Annotated in this window: 14 protein-coding genes; 4 read left to right on the forward strand and 10 right to left on the reverse strand. The window is 58.8% G+C overall.

The genetic code is table 11. From position 1 onward, the window contains the following. Positions 1-2 precede the first annotated feature (2 nt). The 10 genes from H143_RS0114855 to H143_RS0114900 all read right to left on the reverse strand — a co-directional run bounded on the left by H143_RS0114855 (position 3) and on the right by H143_RS0114900 (position 13,832). Complete coding sequence (locus H143_RS0114855) at positions 3-779, reverse strand: TylF/MycF/NovP-related O-methyltransferase (protein ID WP_019939049.1); 777 nt, start codon at positions 777-779, stop codon at positions 3-5. A gap of 21 nt (positions 780-800) precedes the next feature. After that, positions 801-2,624, reverse strand: a complete 1,824-nt coding sequence (locus H143_RS0114860; RefSeq protein ID WP_019939050.1) for a thiamine pyrophosphate-binding protein — start codon at positions 2,622-2,624, stop codon at positions 801-803. A gap of 6 nt (positions 2,625-2,630) precedes the next feature. Beyond that, positions 2,631-3,740 (reverse strand): N-acetylneuraminate synthase family protein, encoded by a 1,110-nt coding sequence (locus H143_RS0114865; protein ID WP_019939051.1) that lies wholly within the window; start codon positions 3,738-3,740, stop codon positions 2,631-2,633. Positions 3,741-3,742: 2 nt separating this feature from the next. Continuing rightward, positions 3,743-4,669, reverse strand: coding sequence for a class I SAM-dependent methyltransferase (locus H143_RS20825; RefSeq protein WP_155803407.1), 927 nt, complete (start codon positions 4,667-4,669; stop codon positions 3,743-3,745). A 27-nt stretch (positions 4,670-4,696) separates the two neighbouring features. After that, positions 4,697-6,043 (reverse strand): lipopolysaccharide biosynthesis protein RfbH, encoded by a 1,347-nt coding sequence (gene rfbH, locus H143_RS0114875; protein ID WP_019939053.1) that lies wholly within the window; start codon positions 6,041-6,043, stop codon positions 4,697-4,699. Then, entirely contained in the window at positions 6,043-7,134 is a 1,092-nt protein-coding gene (gene rfbG / locus H143_RS0114880) for a CDP-glucose 4,6-dehydratase (protein ID WP_019939054.1), read from the reverse strand. The genes rfbH and rfbG overlap by 1 nt, the downstream gene beginning before the upstream one ends. After that, positions 7,125-7,898 (reverse strand): glucose-1-phosphate cytidylyltransferase, encoded by a 774-nt coding sequence (rfbF, locus tag H143_RS0114885; protein ID WP_019939055.1) that lies wholly within the window; start codon positions 7,896-7,898, stop codon positions 7,125-7,127. Before rfbF ends, rfbG begins: the two co-directional genes overlap by 10 nt. A gap of 1 nt (position 7,899) precedes the next feature. After that, positions 7,900-11,847 (reverse strand): glycosyltransferase, encoded by a 3,948-nt coding sequence (locus H143_RS20830; protein ID WP_081627064.1) that lies wholly within the window; start codon positions 11,845-11,847, stop codon positions 7,900-7,902. 198 nt (positions 11,848-12,045) lie between these two features. Continuing rightward, entirely contained in the window at positions 12,046-12,942 is an 897-nt protein-coding gene (locus tag H143_RS0114895; RefSeq protein ID WP_019939057.1) for a flagellin, read from the reverse strand. Between the two features lie 155 nt (positions 12,943-13,097). After that, on the reverse strand, positions 13,098-13,832 hold the full coding sequence (locus tag H143_RS0114900; RefSeq protein ID WP_026350092.1) for an RNA polymerase sigma factor FliA: 735 nt from the start codon (positions 13,830-13,832) through the stop codon (positions 13,098-13,100). Between the two features lie 363 nt (positions 13,833-14,195). Between H143_RS0114900 and flhD the strand changes: the two genes are divergently transcribed. The 4 genes from flhD to motB all read left to right on the forward strand — a co-directional run bounded on the left by flhD (position 14,196) and on the right by motB (position 17,163). Next, a complete protein-coding gene (gene flhD, locus H143_RS0114905; protein WP_019939059.1) occupies positions 14,196-14,522 on the forward strand; it encodes a flagellar transcriptional regulator FlhD in 327 nt (108 codons plus the stop codon). 24 nt (positions 14,523-14,546) lie between these two features. Continuing rightward, complete coding sequence (gene flhC, locus H143_RS0114910; protein WP_019939060.1) at positions 14,547-15,122, forward strand: flagellar transcriptional regulator FlhC; 576 nt, start codon at positions 14,547-14,549, stop codon at positions 15,120-15,122. A gap of 163 nt (positions 15,123-15,285) precedes the next feature. After that, the gene (gene motA, locus H143_RS0114915; RefSeq protein ID WP_019939061.1) at positions 15,286-16,158 is read left to right on the forward strand and encodes a flagellar motor stator protein MotA; all 873 of its coding nucleotides are present in this window, start codon (positions 15,286-15,288) and stop codon (positions 16,156-16,158) included. 12 nt (positions 16,159-16,170) lie between these two features. After that, on the forward strand, positions 16,171-17,163 hold the full coding sequence (motB, locus tag H143_RS0114920) for a flagellar motor protein MotB (RefSeq protein WP_019939062.1): 993 nt from the start codon (positions 16,171-16,173) through the stop codon (positions 17,161-17,163). The last annotated feature ends 7 nt before the right edge of the window (positions 17,164-17,170 follow it).

Consider the following 17,170-nt stretch of genomic DNA (forward strand, 5'->3'; position numbering starts at 1 on the left):
GTTCATTCCCCGAAAACGGCCCAGGCGCAATAGGGCTGATGCGGGTGCCGTCTCAGGGAAATGTTGTTCAAGCCCAGAACCTCGTTAATCGCTATCGTTTCGCCGGGGAAGACGGGGGAATTGAGCTCGTCAAAGACCAGCAATGATCCTTTGGTCAGCCTTGGGATGATTTTTTCCAGCACATCCTTGGTGGGCTTGTACACATCCATGTCGAAGATCGCCATTGCCACGACCGCATGGGTATTGTTCTGCAGCCATGGATCTATGGTCTTCGACGCATCGCCCTTTATCAGTTCGAATTTTTTGATATGGGAAATGGGGGATAGCGACTCGTGGATGCTGAGTATTTCCTCGAGCGTTTCTTCGTAGTTCTTGGGAACGGCGTAGTCGCCGACCTTGGAGTTCGGGCCGTCCTTGGCGTCCACTTGCGAAAAGCCGTCGAACGTATCGAAACCGAAAATCTTGCGGCTGTGGTTATACGGCTCGTAGATGCCGCGCAGGTTGATCAGGCGGGCCAGCGTAGCGCCGTACTGCACGCCGAATTCGCAAATGACTCCCGGGACATTGACGATTTTTTGATAGAGATCGTTGTAGTAAAGAACTCGGCTGAGCACTTGCCGCGAGGTCACGTTCTGGCTATGCGAATTCCATTGCATGCCGTACTGGGGCAGCATGGCCATGTTCAATTCGAGCAGGCGGTCGATTTTTTCGACCTCGCTGGCGGTGCGCTGCGTGAATTCGCCAGAGATCTTGCTCAATGCGGTGCCGGTGTCTTTCATGGAGTTGCCTTTTTTGCCAGTCTATATGTGCGCGATAGCCCGGATGTCCGCCGCTTCCTGGCGAATGCGGCCAATTTCCGCTTGATCCAGGAAGGGGAACATGTCGTCGAGTTCCGGGGTGACGAACTTGCCGTTTTCATCTACCCGCGATTTGAGTTTGGGTGAGAATTCCTGGCGCGGGTCCACATGCAGGTCGATCACCAGCGGGCCGTCGGTTTGCAGCAGTTGATCCAGGCGAGGCAGGTCGGTTTGCGCCGCTATCGTTTCCGCGCGCAGCCCGTAGGCTTGCGCGACCGCGTTGTAATCGGGGAACTCCACGCCGGATGCCGGCGTCGCGCCGACAATGCGGCCGAAGAAATTCTCATGAGTCTGCCAGATGGACAGGTAGCCCTTGTTGTTGAGAATGACCAGGATGACGTTCAGGCCCGTGGTCTTCAGCGTCTGAAGTTCCTGGATATTCATCTGCAGGCTGCCGTCACCCGCGAAGCAGATGACGCGGCGGCCATGCCCTTCGGCTCGGGCTGCGGTCGCGGCCCCCAGGGCCGCAGGTAGATCGTGCCCCATCGAGGCGGCGCCCGAATTGCTGAAAAGGCGCTGGCCCTGCTTTAGGCGGCCTACCTGGAACGGCAGGATGCAGGCTGATGCGTTGCCGCAGACCACGATATCGTCGCCTCGCATGTTCTGGAATATACGGTCCACCATGACATAGGGGTTCAGCGGGGCATCGGCTTTTTGCCGGTGTTCTGCGGCGGCGCCGTAGGTGGCGCCTATTTTCCGGCACCAGGCAGCCCAGGGCTCGAAAGAGGGAACCCTGGCGCCGGACAATTCGTCTTCCAAGGCGTCCAGGAAGTTCGACAAATCGGCTTCCACGCCCAGGTCCGGCTTGACGGTGGGCTTGCTCAGCTCGGCCGGGTCCACGTCCACCTGGGCCAGCCAGGCGTTTTTGGCGAAAGCATCCCAGTTGTAGCTGACCTGGCGGATATTGAGCCTCGAACCCAGCACAAGGACGAGGTCGGCGGCTTGCACGCACATATTTCCTGCCCGCGTGCCTATCGTGCCGGGGCGGCCGGCAAACAGAGGGTGGTCCGAAGCGATCAAGTCGTGTGTCCACGCGGTGGCAAGCGGGACGCCCAGCCTTTCGATCAGTGCGAGCAGGCGCTGCTCCACGTTCGCCAGCCTCACGCCGGTGCCCCCGAGTATCACGGGCCGATGCGAGGTTTGCAGCCTGGCGACGATCTGCCTGCAGGCCTGGCGCAGCGCGTCGTCCGACTTGGGCTCGGGCCGGCGCGCTGTCGCCGCGGGGATGACGAGCGCGGCGGTCGACTGCTGCACGTCCAGCGGAATGTCCAGCCAGACGGGGCCCGGGCGACCGGACACCGCCTGCGTGTAGGCCTCGGGCAGCATGGTTTCCAGGTCCGTTTCCGACCGGACGACCCGGGCATATTTGCAGACATGGCTCGCCATGGCGATGGTGGGGCCTTCCTGGTCGCCGAGTTGGCGCAGGCCGGGCAGGTCATTAAAGTCCAGGCAGGTTTCCCGCTTGATCTGGCCCGACAGGACAATCATGGGAATCGAGTCAGTAAAAGCGCCATAGACGCCGTTCAGCGCATTGATGGGGCCCGGCCCGGTGGTCACCATGACGACCGCGGGCTTGCCCGTGATCCTGGCATAGCCTTCGGCCGCCATGGCGCAGGCCTGCTCGTGGTGCATGTAGGTGCAGCGCAGCCCTTCGTGCCCGCCCAGCGCCTGGTTCAGGAACATGGCCCCGCCGCCGGTGACCGCGAAAACCTGGGTTATGCCTTGATCGACCAGCCACTGGGCGATTTGCTCGGAAACGCGTTTCATGCAGGTTCAAAGCCCACGGTTCTGGATGAGGTTTTTGAGCGTCGAGTTTTCGCTGTACGGACCATCGATATGGTCGATGGTCAGGCGTTCGTTTGCCTTGATGGGCTGCAGCAGTTTCTCTCCATTCATGACTTCGCGGCAGGACAATTGCCCCTTGTGCAGCGGGATGGCCAGGTAAAAGTCTCTTTCGAAAGCCTCTTTGCTGAAGACGTAGCCGGGTTCCAGGTTCTTGCGGGCATAGGCGCCGCGCACCAGGGCATCCAGGTACTCGGTTTCCTTGCGGGTGATGATGCGCCGGCTCTTGCCGACGCCTCCGCACATTTCCCGGGCTTTGTGGAAGGCTTTGAACCAGGTGTCGCATTGTTCCGGCAGGGAGCAATAGCTGGAAACCGGAACGCCTTCATATTCGATGTCGATGTGGCGTTCCCAGGTGCGCGCGCCTTTGCCGTACGAGATCAGCATGGACGAGGACCAGTCGTGATACTCGTGCGTGGAGAGGCCGACGACGTGGTTGGGGTAGCGCTGACGCAAATAATCGATCTGATCGAGACAAAGCTCGTCATCCTCGCTGGGGTACAGGGATACGCAATGGTTGATTGCGAGCGGGATATTGCGTTTTTCGAAAAACTTAACGAGATCGTCGAGGTCCTTTTCCGAGGCGCCGCCGGTCGAGGCAATGGTGGGGCGGCGTGTGGATGCGATTTTCTCGATCAGCATCCAGTCGTTCATGTCAGAGCTGGCGATCTTGATGATTGGCATGTCGAAGTCGATGCACAAATCGACCGAGGCCTCGTCGAACGGCGTCGCCATGGGGATGCAGCCTATGGACCTGATCTTCTCCACCATGCGGGTAAAGTCTTCCTTGCTGAGCTTGGTGTCTTCGGTTTTCTTGATATAGCGCAGCGCCGTATCGCCCTTGAATTCAGGGTGAATGAATTCGTCGACGTCCCGGAACTGCAGCTTGATGGCAGCCTTGACGTTGTTGTAGCGAGCGACCGTGCCGTGGTCCATGATGATCTTCAGGCCGCGGTCGAGCTTGCCCCAATGATTGTTGGCAAGCTCGAGAACGAAAAGGTTCTCGAAGATTTCTCGATCTTTATTGGAAATTCCGCTCATTTTTATATCCTTTGACTGCCTGATTTCAGGCTGGTCTCATCGTTCAATTTGCATATCACCTGATAAACATCCGGTTTTTCCGACTCGGTGGAATACGGTATTTCGCCTATAGCCAGCGGTGTCATGCCTATGTTCCTGATCAGACGTATGAGAGATTCTTTCGAATAGAAATTCACGTGCTCGTGCCAATACCGCTTTCTTTCGAGAAAATTGCTTTCGTTGTCGCGCACAACGTGCTCCAGCGGCACCTCTATGTAGAGGATGGAATCCGTGCCCATCACCGGCTTGATGTCATTCAATATGTCGGACGGATAGGGCGTGTGTTCCAGCACGTGGCTGCAGATCACGAGCGAATACGTGTTGGCCTGGGCCTGGCTTTTGTTCACGCATCTGGCTCGGGCCGTGGTCGGGGCCGCGCCGCTGATGTCGTAGATATCGAAAACATCGGCCTGATCGTTGAAAGGGGTATTGCGGCCCGTATCGCCGCCCCAGTCCAGTATGGATAACGGCCGTTTGATATATGGCTTAAGGAATTCCTCGACTCTTGGCCTATAACTGATGGGAATACTTAATTGCCTGGCGCGCTCCAGATATCCTGGCTCGAAGCGCTCGCGCATTTCGTTGTACGACTCTTTGCGGTAATCATCGTATAGCGAGGCGAGTTCCGATTCCGAAAACCGGATGTCGAGAAATAAAAGGCCGCAATCCTGGCAGTGCAGCGAGTTGCAGAGCGGGTAGGCATATCCGGATTCAATGGTCCTCAAGCCCCAGGATTCGTCTATTTTCTGGGCCTGCCATCCGAATGCCCGGTAGGCGACGAATGGCATCAGGACCGCCGGCAGGCGCGCGAGTTCGTCGCCGCCGCAGCAAACACATTGCCGAGCGATCCTATCTCTGCCCATGCTCATGAAATCAAACTTCTCTTTCACAAAAAACACTTCCCGATCAGGTATCCGTTAGAAATTGACGCCAAAGAAAGTTTCCAAGCGATCGACGACGAAATCGAGCATTTCGCGGTCCAGGCCCGGGAACACGCCCAGCCAGAACGTCTGGTTCATGACGATATCCGTATTGGTCAGATCGCCGCTGACGCGGAAGGTCTTGCCTTCCATATAGGGTTGTCGCGTCAAATTTCCAGCAAAGAGCAGCCGTGTGCCGATTTTGTATTGATCCAGGTAGCTCAACAGGTCGACGCGCCTGGCGTTTGCCGTTTCCTTCAGGATGACTGGAAAGCCGAACCATGAAGGGGCGGAGTGCGGCGTGGCCTGGGGCAGGTGCAGGAATTCCTCGCAGCGCTTGAGGCGATCCTTCAAGTAGGCGAAGTTCGCGCGTCGGGCCTCGATGAACCCGTCGAGCCGGTCCATCTGCGCCAGCGCGCATGCGGCCTGCATGTCGGAAATCTTGAGGTTGTAGCCCAGGTGGCTGTAGGTGTATTTGTGGTCGTAGCCTTCCGGCATATCGCCCAGTTTCCAGCAAAAGCGCTTGCCGCAGGTATTGTCCTTCCCCGGGGCGCAGTAGCAGTCTCGGCCCCAGTCGCGGAACGACTCCGCGATCTGCTTGAGTTCGAGGCTGTTGGTGAGCACAGCGCCGCCTTCGCCCATGGTGATGTGATGCGCGGGGTAGAAGCTGAGCGTGGCCAGATCGCCGAAGGTTCCGACCTTTTGCTCTTTATAGGTGGCCCCCAGGGCGTCGCAGCAGTCTTCGACCAGCCACAGCCCGTATTTCCTGCACAGCGCCGTGACGACATCCAGATTGAAGGGGTTGCCAAGCGAGTGCGCCAGCATAATGGCCTTGGTTTTTGGCGTGATGGCCGCTTCGATCCTCGTGGCATCGATGTTGTGGGTGGCCAGGTCGACGTCCACCAGCACCGGCACAGCGCCGAATTGGAGTATGGGGTTGACGGTGGTGGGAAAACCCGCCGCTACCCCGATGACTTCGTCGCCTTTCTGGATGGCCCGCGCGCCGAGCTTGGGCGAGGTCAGGGTGGAAAAAGCCACGAGATTGGCCGATGAGCCAGAGTTGACGGTCAATGCGTATCTGACCCCGACGTACTCGGCCAGGCGCTGCTCGAACCGGGCGTTGAAGCGCCCCGTGGTCAACCAGCCGTCCAGGCTGGCTTCGACCATATTTTTCAATTCCGCGGCGCCCAGGACTTTGCCCGATACGGGCACGGACGTTTCGCCGGGCTTGAAGGGCTTGGGCGTGTAGACCAGATCGGCATACGCCTGCACCAATTCGGCAATCTGCGCCCGGATGGCATCGGGTGTGCGAGTCTGCAACGTGATGGGGTCTTCTTGGGTCATTATGCGTTCGTATAGCTGCTGATTTGCTGTAGACAAAGCTCGCGCGTATCGTGCCGCGACAGCCAGGCTTGGTGCCAGTGCACGACGTGGGTCAGCGCCTGATCCAGCGACCAGCGGGGTTGCCAGCGCAGTTTCGATTTTGCTTTGGCGCAGTCGAGCTTCAAGTAGCCGGCTTCATGGGGATGCGCGTCGTGGTCGGTATGCCAGGCAGCGGGCCCGTTCCATCTCTGCACCATTCGTTCGACGATCCATTGCACCGGCCGGACGTCGCTCTCGTCCGGTCCGAAGTTGAACGGTTCGGCCAGAGCCGCTCCGTGGGTGTGCAGGTCTTGCGCCAGGAGCAGATATCCGCTCAGGGGTTCGAGCACGTGCTGCCACGGGCGCGTTGCCAGCGGATTGCGGATCGCAACACTTTGCCCGGCTTCGAAAGCGCGCAAAATGTCGGGAATGAGCCGGTCCGCGGCCCAGTCTCCACCGCCGATCACATTGCCGGCTCTGGCAGTGGCCAACGCCACGCGGTGTCGCTTGCCATAATCTGCAGGGTTGAAAAAGGAGGACCGGTAGGCGCCGCTGACCAGTTCGGCACACCCTTTGCTGCTGCTGTAGGGGTCTGCGCCTCCCATGGGTTCGTTCTCCCGGTAGCCCCAGACCCATTCCCTGTTTTCGTAGCATTTGTCCGTCGTGACGTTGACGATGGCGCGCACCGAGGGTTGGTGGCGCGCAGCCTCCAGCACGTGGACAGTCCCCATGACATTGGTCGCGTATGTGTCTACAGGCTGTCCGTACGAGAGACGCACCAGGGGTTGCGCAGCCATGTGCAGCACAATCTCCGGCTCGGCTTCCGACATCGCGCTGGCCACGGTCTGATAGTCGCGAATGTCGCCGATGCGGCTGGTCATGCCGTGCGCGGCATCGATCGTCTCGAACAGCGACGGATGCGTCGGGGGAGGCAGGGCCAGTCCATGCACGTTGGCCCCCATGGCCTGCAGCCAGAGGGATAGCCACGAGCCCTTGAATCCGGTATGGCCGGTCAGAAGTACCCGCCGCCCCTTCCAGAAGTTCGGGTCGATCTGCCGCTTGCTCAATTCCATTTTTTCCAGGGAGCCTGGCCGCTGTTCCACAGGTTCTCCAACAAGGTCTTGTCGCGCAGGGTATCCATGGGCTGCCAAAAGCCGTTGTGCTCGAAGCACATGAGTTCGCCGGTGCCGGTCAACTGCTGCATGGGCTCCTGCTCCCAGATGGTGGCGTCGTCGCGAAGCAACGCCAGGACCCTGGGCGAAAGCACGAAAAATCCGCCATTGATCATGGCGCCGTCGCCCTGGGGTTTTTCCTTGAAACTCACGACGCGATTGTTGGCGATCTCCAGCGCGCCAAAACGCCCAGGGGGATGGACGCCCACCACCGTCGCGGATTTTCCGTGCCCTTTGTGAAAGTCAATGGTGGCCGAAATGTCCAGATCGGTAACGCCGTCGCCATAGGTAAAGCAGAATGCCTCGTCGTCCCGCACCAGATGGGAAACCCGCCGCAGGCGCCCGCCAGTCATCGAGTTTTCGCCGGTGTCGACGAGCGTCACTTTCCAGGGTTCGACGCGCTTCTGATGCACGATCATTTCGTTGTTGCGCATGTCGAACGTCACATCCGACATGTGCAGAAAGTAATTCGCGAAGTACTCTTTGATGATGTAGCTCTTGTACCCGCAGCAGATGATGAAATCGTTGATGCCGTGGTGCGAGTAGATCTTGAGGATATGCCACAAGATGGGCATTCCTCCGATTTCAACCATGGGTTTGGGCTTGAGCAAGGTCTCCTCGCTTAAGCGCGTGCCAAGACCGCCGGCCAGAATTATCGCTTTCATTTTATGGCTGAGAAGGGAGTTTCTTGGCCGGCCCATTCAGCGCAATCTGAACAATTCGTTCGTCCGACATGACGTTGCGCAGGGCTTGCACCAACGCCGGAATGAACCTGGGTATGGAGGTGAACTCGGGAAATCCCATTAGCGCACGGACATAGCGCTCGAGTTTTTCTTCCCCATGGCTTTTCACGTATCCCACCTGACCTAGCGCTCGGTCGGCGGTAGTTTGCGTCAAGGTGTCCAGATGGGCAGGATGGTCTGCAAGCAGTTCCTTGATCATGGTGAGAACGCCGCCGTACATATAGTCGTCCGGGTAGCTCCAGAACGTCTCGTTAAATACCCGGTGCGTGGCCACATGATGCGACGTGTAGATGGTGTCGGTGGTCAGCAGGGCCCTGCTGGTCATCCACATGATCGCATAGGCGTGTTTGCCGATCTGCTTCTTGTAGCCCTCCAGATCGATGATATCTTTGCGCATGATCCAGCGCGTGAAGATATGGCCATGCCAGAAAAGCGTGCACAGCGAGTCCGGGCCGGCAGGGAAGTTGTAGAGCGTGGGCTGCCCCGGGTTGTCCTGGGGAACCGACAGCGCCAGGTGGTCTCCCATCAGCCGGTTGTTGGCATCGATCTGCCGAAGTGGCGACAGAATGAAGCCGACGTTGGGGTTCGCCGCCACCGCGGCGCGAATGACACTTACCGCCTGCGGCAGTATCCAGTCGTCGTCGGTGAGGGTAATGATCCATTCGCCTGCAGCCGCTTCGATGATGAAGAGGAAGTTCGGGTCGCCATAAATGTTTTCCTTTTGGCGAAAAGCCCGAATCCGCGGATCGTTGAATTCCTGGATGACTTCCTGGGTGTTGTCCGGCGATGCGTTATCGCTGACGATGATCTCCATGTCATCGCAGTCGATGGCCAAGGCGCTGTGCAGGCAGCGGCGCAGGTCGTTTGCGCGATTGTAGGTGGGTATGACAATGGAGACGAAAGGGCGCCTGGAACCCGAACGTGGTTCCTTTCCGGCGTCAGCGGGCAAATCCACTTTTCTGACTTCCGGCGCGGCAGGCGCCGCGGGCCAAGCTTGGTCTGCCTCGGATGCCGCCTGCGCGCTGGGCAACTTGGCCTCGGCGATCGGCGGGCGCCTGTATAGCCAGCCATCGTCGCACAAATACCGCCTGGCTAGATCCCGGTCTATCTGCTGCAGAACCTGGTAGGCCAGATCCTGCGCGTTATACGCCGAATGCAGCAAATACGCTAGTTTCCAGCGCTGATTGTCGTCCATGGCGCGTAGGCGATTCTCGTCCGGCACGAACACGGCATCGGCTGCCACCCATTGCGAATGGACAGGAGGTTTGAGCAGATCCAGGTCTTCCGGAAAATAGCTGAAGGTGTGCGGCTGGATCGGCGCGAGCAGCCTCAAGCCGTAGGCAGCCAGCAGCCTGCTCAGGTTCGCCAGGTCGGTTTGCCTCTCAAAAATGTCAACGAAGGCAGTTTGCGCTTGGACGATCAGTGTATGGGGCAACAGTCGCTGGGCGCTTTGCAAAATGGCCGCATTGTCGTTGGCGCCGTTCAGGATCAGCCAGTCTATTTTCTCCAGCCCTGTGAGTTCGTCCAGACGCACCGTGGGAATGGTATGGGTGCCAACGATTTCCGTGGCCTGTTGCAAGGCCGGCAATTGCCGCGAAGCGGGCAGGGGGGCGAGCGTGCCGCTGTAGGTGCTGTCCCGACAGAGATAAAGCGTGGCAGGCGCGCCGTCCCCCAGCGCTACATGATGGTGGTGATGCTGTATCAATCTGCCCCACATCTCCTGCTCGCGCCCTTGCAAGGTGTTCGCTGGATCGATGGCAATGGTAATAAGGCTGCCCAGATTGCTCAAATTGCGCGACGCGTTCGTGCCGATGAAGGAGCCGCCATGATCCAGGGCGATGATCTTGCCGCGGAACTGGAATTGAAAATCGCCGCTGTCTTCGGTGACCGCCTGCGCGGCCGCATCGGGTTCGACCACTTGCATGGGAGCGTCGCTGTCTTCGAACCAGGGCTTGCCATCGGATGTAAAGACCAGGGACGCGCGCGGTTTTCCCTCACAATAGCGTTGCCAGATGGCGCGCAAGGCCGTGGCCAGGTGCCGGGCATAGCGCGGACCGTCGCAGACAGGCGAGTCGAGCAGGGTTTTGCGCAGACTGGTGCGCAGGGCGGACAGATTGTCCAGGTCGGACGCCAACGCCAATGCGCAGGACTGATACTGATCCCAATCTTGCGCCACAAGCTCGGGAATTCCGGCATGAGCCAGATGGGTTGCCGAATGGCGGCCAGCGAAGGTGGGGCCGGGTAGCGTAACCACGGGTACGCCCATGAGCAGGGCTTCACAGGTGGTCAGGCCGCCGGAATAGGGCCAGGGATCCAGCGCCACATCGACCTCGTTGTAGCAGCGCAGTAGCTCGAAGTGCGTGGCCTGACCTTCCAGCCGCAGGCGGTCGGCGGCGATGCCGTGATCTTGCATGAAATCCTGCACGCGCCGTCGCAACGCCGCGCTATCGTAGGCGCCGCCTTTGAGGAATAGGTGCGAGTTGGGGAGGGCCCGCATGATGCTGGCCCATTTTTCCAGCACCACTTCGTTGATTTTGGTGGGGTTGTTGAAGCATCCCAGGGTGATGTAGCCGTTTCTCCTGGCTGGAAGCAGACCCACGTCCGGCAGGTTCGGGGGGGGCAAGTAGCATATGTAGTCGTCGGGCATGCGGATCAGCTTTTCCGTGAAGAAAGCATCGCTGCCCAGAGGTGATTCGACCCGGTCGGTAATGAGGTAGTCGATGGCCGGCAAGCCGGTGGTATTGATTAGACCGCCGACCCATTTGACCAGTAACGGTGCGGGTTCCAGCGCCATAGCGCTCATTCGTGTGCTGGTGTTGTAGCCGGCCAGATCCACCAGGATGTCAATGCCGTCGTCGCGGATGCGCTGGGCGAACTGTTCGTTCGAAAGCTGCAGAATGGTCGCATGGCGGTCAGCCACGGCGATCAGGCGCTGCGCGACATGGTCGTAGGTTGGATTGTTGGCGTACAGGTAAATATCGAAGCCGAACCGGCGCAGGTGTTCCAGCGGCGCAGTGATCATGAGGCTGACGGGCCCAGCGCTAAAGCCGTCGGCATACAGGCCCAGGCGGATTTTGCGTCCCGGGTTCGGGGTGGCCGGACGCGGGCGCGAGGACGCTTGGTTTGGCGCGAATAGGGCACCCCATTCCCTGCAGGCCTGCAGTATTTCTTCGGCGCTGTGCTCGGGCATGTAATGCATCAGGGTCAGGCGGTTGGATACAGCGTCGATGTATGCGGCCTGGTTCTTGGCCGTTTCGGCCAGGGCAATGGATTTGAGGTAAGAAGCCTCGGCTCGCTTGAACTCGCCCGTGTCGCGGTAGGTCTGCCCTAGTAGATTCCAGTAATACGCGTTGGCGGGATCGAGCGGGATGAGCTGTTCATGCAGCAGGTCAGTCGCTTCGTCATAGCGGCGAGCCAGGATCAGCCCATAGGCTTTTAGATACAGTGCATGTATGTTGCGAGGCTGCTGCGCCAATGCGCGGTCTATCAGGTCCAACGCCTGTTCGTTGTTCTTGTTGACCTGCAGATGCAATGAGGCCACCTGGCACAGCATGTCGAAGTCGTCGGGCTTGATCTCGAGGGCGCGCTCGTAGTGTTTGCGGGCTTGCTCGTACTGCTCGGCCATGGATTCGAGTTTCCCCAGGATGACCCTGACGTCGTAGTCATTGGGCAGCAGCTGGGCGAGCTTTTGGGCGGCGGCGAGCGCCAACTCCGCGTCCGTGTCTATGGTCAGCTGGGCCAGCTCCAGCCATACGCGCGGGTTATCGGGAAAACGCCGGGTTTGATCCAGCGCTTCTTGCACTGTCAAACCGGCCGGGGCAGTTTTCCTGCCATCGGACCCGATGAGGCTGTGGGCGGGGTTATGGGCCATGTAAGTTGCACGCAAAAAGAAGTCGATGATGCAGTCTACCTAGTGCTTCATGACGGAAATTGCCGGTTAAACGGGAGAAAGCCCGCGCTTTTCGCAAGCCGACGGTCTATAAGTAAAAAAACACCCCGCGCGTCGAAACGGGCGGGGTGTTCGGAGCTTGCCTTGCGCGGGCGTTGCCGCGCGCATCAAGCCGCGCGATTAACGCAGCAGCGACAGCACGCTTTGCGAGCTGGAGTTGGCCTGGGCCAGTACCGAGGTGCCGGCTTGCTGCAGGATCTGGGCCTGGGTCATGGCCGAAACTTCCACGGCGTAGTTGGCATCCTGGATGCGCGAACGGGCGTTGGACAGGTTGGTGTCCGTGTTGTTCAGATTGGTGATGGTGGAGTCAAGGCGGTTCTGGACAGCGCCCAACTGGCCACGCAGCGAGTCGACCGACTTGATGGCCGCATCGATGGTGGCCAGGTAGGTGTTGCTGGAGCCGGTAACGGAGATCGTACCGCTGGTGTTGCCGATGGTCTTGAATTCCGTGACGTTGATGGTGACCGACGAAGTCGCCAGCGTGGCGGTCGAGGTCGTCGAAGATGCCACGCCCATGGCGCTGGCATTCATCTTCTTCAGGTTTATGGAGATGTTTTGTCCGTCATTGGCACCCACCTGCAGGCTCATGGTACCGCTCGTCGCCAGGATGGTCACACCGTTGAACTGCGTCTGAGCCGAGACGCGGTTGATTTCGGACATGTTCTGGTTGATTTCGTTCTGGATGGAACTCAGGTCCGCGGAGGTGTTGGTGCCGTTGGCGGCTTGAACCGTCAGTTCGCGCACGCGCTGCAGGTTGTCGTTGATTTCATTCAAGGCACCCTGAGCGGTCTGCACGACGGAGATGCCGTCGTTGGCATTGCGCGAGGCCTGGTCCAGGCCGTTGACCTGAGCCGTCATGCGGTTGGCGATGCCCGAACCGGCTGCGTCGTCGGCGGCGCTGTTGATGCGCAGGCCCGAGGACAGACGCGTGATGGCAGTGTTCAGAGACGACTGGGACTTCATCAGGTTGTTTTGGGCAACCAGCGACAAATAGTTGGTATTGATGATCATCGACATGATGGGTAACTCCCAAGAGAGAAAAACTTCTTTCAAACTGGGTAGCTGCGCCACCCAACTTAACAGCAGAAGATCCGCCGTTGTCCTGGGTTACGACTGTGTATGTCCAAACTTAAGCGGGAAATTTATTGCTGACATCTTTAAGAAATGCAAAGTCATGCAACCCGCGCCAACAGGTTTTCCGGGGGCAGATCTTGCCAGGCGTTCTCGCGTAGGTGGTTGCGGATGCGGGCAATGGCCTGACTGCGCAACTGGCAGACGCGGGCTTCCGTTACGTTTAATACGACCCCAATTTCCTTCAGGTTGAGGCCTTGTTCGTAACAAAGCGACATCAGCAGCTTTTCGCGCTCGGGCAGGGCGCCAATGGCGTCAATGAGGACCTTGCGCAGGTCGCCTGCCAGCAGGGTGTCCAACGGAGACGCCTCCTCGCTGACCGAGACATCGTGCCAGCCATCCTCGCCGTCCCGGCTGAAGTCCTCGTAGTGGAGGATCTGCACTCCATGGGCATCCTTGAGCATATCCCGGTACTCAGATAGCGGCACGCCTAGTTCAGCGGCGACTTCCGACTCGCTGGGCGCGCGCATCAGTGCTTGTTCCCGCTTCTGGATGGCGCTTTCTATTTTGCGGCTTTTGCTGCGCACGCTGCGCGGCAGCCAGTCCTGGGCACGCAGCTCATCGAGCATGGCGCCGCGGATCCGCGCCGTGGCATAGGTTTCGAACTGTGCTTCCGGGCTTTCCTGGTAGCGCCGTATGGCGTCCAACAGGCCGATCATGCCGGCCTGCATGAGGTCGTCCAGTTGCACACTCGCAGGCAGCCGTGCAAGCAACTGCAGGGCAAGCTTGCGCACTAATGGTGCGTATTCAAGTAGATTTTCGTCAGCGGGAGGCATAGGGTCGAACAATGGTCCCACGATGGGCCATGGCCGATATTTTGAGCCGGCGGGTGAGGTTCATTTCCTTAAGCACTCTTTGTTTTGAGGGCTTGCTTTGGCCTTTATCCGGCAGAGGCCCGCACCGTGTGGTCCGCAGCGGTGTTGTATGGCGGATAAGGAAATGTAAATGCAAAGCTTAAACATTGTAAAGTATTGCTGATGTAATAAACCCCTATGGACGCTCGTGTTAAATTGCGTTTAACTTACTATGGAATGATACATTTTCATCCAAATAAGTTACTCTTTTGATACAAATCGCCAAGCGCGGGGCGAGCTGTACAGATTTTTTCCCGCAGCATTTTCGCAGTAGAGGAGTCAAACATGAAAACGACAGCAGATGCTTCCTTGCTCACGGATATTCGTGAGGTCAATCTGTCTTACCTGCTTTTGGCTCAACGCATGCTGCGCGACGATTACGCGGCTTCCACTTTTCGTCTGGGCTTCAGCAAAGAGGTTGCCGACCTGTTGCTGCGCCTGACGCCAGCCCAGCTCATCAAACTGGCCAGTTCCAGTTCGCTCCTGTGCCGGTTCCGTTTCGACGACTACAACTTGCTGTCGGCTTTGACTCAGGATGTGTTGGGCGGCGCGCTGCAGCAGGCCCATGCGACGATCCTGCTGGCCAAACAGCCGGTCGAAGAAATCGCCTGATTCTTCTTTGGGCGGTGACTTCGTATGGCAAGCAAAAGCGTATCGCAGGAAGCCGACGAGATTCTGTTGGCCAGCGCCATGATTACTCTTGGCGCGCGTCTGCAGGTTCTCGAGGCCGAGACATCTCTCAGTCATGACCGCCTTGCGCGCCTGTACCGCGAAATTCGAGGCTGCTCGCCACCCAAGGGAATGCTGCCTTTTTCGGTCGACTGGTTCATGACCTGGCTGCCGAACATTCACTCGTCGCTGTTCTATAACGTGTATGCGTTCTTGAATCAGCGTACCGAGCGCAAAGGCATCCGCGCCACTATCGATGCATACCGACTGTATCTGGAGCATGCTGCCGTCGAGAACGGTGAGGCCAGCGAGCCGGTGCTCAGTTTTACGCGGGCCTGGATGCTGGTGCGCTTCTTCGACAGCGACATGTTGCAGCTTTCCGCTTGCCGGCAATGTGGCGGACACTTCATCGCGCACGCGCATGATCCGCAATCTGATTTTGTCTGTGCCATCTGCCGTCCGCCGCCGCGCGCGGGCAAGACTCGCGCCGCCAAGGCGCGCGGCGTCCAGGGCCGGCCCGGGCTGGAACCGACGCGTTCCTGAGCAAGCGCGTGGGTGCATGAATGTAAAGGCGGCAAATGAACCCGAAAAAACCCTGTAACTTGCCTTTTTATGAGAGGCCCCGCAGTGGACTATTCGAAATGGGCATTGAGTGCCGTAGATCTCCTGGAAGATCTATCTCTGTCGTAGTTAAGAGGCTCAAGTCGTGCTGATCGCTATTGGTTATATCGTTGTTCTTCTGTCTGTCGTAGGCAGCTTTGCCTTCGGCGGGGGGCACCTGGGCGCTCTCTATCAGCCTCTCGAATTCGTGATGATCGGCGGCTCGGGAGTCGGTGCGTTCATTGCAGGCAACAGCAAGAAATCGATGGCCTCCGTGCGCAAAGCCATACCCATGGCGCTCAAGGGGGTGTCCTACAGCAAGGAGGTCTACATGGACCTGATGTCCTTGATGTACGTGGTGCTGAACAAAGCGCGCCGCGAAGGCCTCATGTCCATCGAATCGCATATCGAGGATGCGGCGTCCAGTCCCATCTTCGCCGAATATCCGAAGATCGTGGGCGACGCAAATCTGATGGAATTCATTACTGATTACTTGCGCATCATGATTAGCGGCAACATGAGCGCATTCGAAATCGAAACGCTCATGGACGAGGAAATAGAGACCTTTCGCCATGAGCGCGAGGTTCCGGTGCATGCTCTGCAGAGTGTGGCCGATGGCATGCCTGCCTTCGGCATCGTGGCAGCGGTGACGGGTGTGATCAAGGCGCTCGCAGCCGTCGACCAGCCGCCAGCAGTGCTGGGCGAATTGATCGCGCACGCCATGGTAGGTACTTTCTTGGGTATTTTGCTGGCCTACGGTTTCATAGGACCTTTCGCCTCGCGTGTCGAACGTTGCGTCTCGGAGACCGTCAAGGTGTTCGAGTGCGTCAAGGTGACCTTGCTGGCCAGCATGAACGGCTATCCACCGCAGTTGGCGGTGGAGTTTGGCCGCAAGGTGCTGTTTGCCGCGGTGCGTCCTTCCTTCTCCGAGTTGGAAGAGCACGTGCGCCAGGCCAAGACCGCGGGCGGCAAGGCCTGACGGAGTGGCGCAATGAGTTCTGCCAATACTCACCGGGTCGTCATCCGTCGTAAAAAGAGCGGCGGTGGCGGTCATCATGGCGGCAGCTGGAAGATCGCTTATGCCGACTTCGTGACTGCCATGATGGCGTTTTTCCTGGTGATGTGGCTTATCAGCATTGTTCCCAAGGAAGAACTCAAGGGCATTGCCGAATATTTCCGCATGCCCTTGCGCGTGGCCTTGACGGGCGGCCCCAACCAATCGGCCGAGACCAGCGCCATCCCCGGTGGCGGCAAAGATCCGACCAAGAGTGACGGCGACGTTCGCAAAAGCGATGGCACGCGCATCGAGGTGCCGCCCAACCCAAGCACCGAATCCGATCGCCGCGATCGGCGCCGGCTGGAGAATTTGCGCAGGCATTTGGTTCAGGCCATGGAGTCGAACCCCGTACTGAACAAGTTCCGCCCGCAGTTGTTGGTGGATGTGACGACTGAAGGTTTGCGTATCCAGATCGTGGACAGCAAAAACCGACCCATGTTTGCCTTGGGCAGCGCTGAAGTCGAACCCTATATGCGCGACATTCTGCGTCAGCTCGCCCCTTTGCTCAATGAAGTGCCCAACAAGATCAGCATCTCTGGCCATACCGACTCGACACCTTATGCTGGAGACCAGGCGGGCTACAGCAATTGGGAGCTTTCCTCGGACCGGGCCAATGCTTCGCGCCAGGAGTTGGTGGCGGCGGGCATGGACCCGAACAAGATAATCCGCGTGCAGGGCTTGGCCTCAAGCATGAGCTTGGTCAAGGACGACCCTGCCGCGGCGATCAACCGGCGCATCAGTCTAGTATTGCTCAATTCCGAAGCGCTGCGGCGCATCGAAGAGGAAAACGCTACGGCAGCCGATGTGGCCAAGGGTATGATTGGTAGCGGCAGCGTAAAGATGCTCGAGCAGGCGCTGCCGCCCAAGGCGCCAAGCAGTGCGGCGGTTCCGCCCGCACCCACTCCGGTCATACCTTCCAAACATTAGGAAAGTC

The organism is Bordetella sp. FB-8 (genome assembly GCF_000382185.1).
In the GTDB taxonomy this organism is placed as follows: domain Bacteria; phylum Pseudomonadota; class Gammaproteobacteria; order Burkholderiales; family Burkholderiaceae_B; genus Bordetella.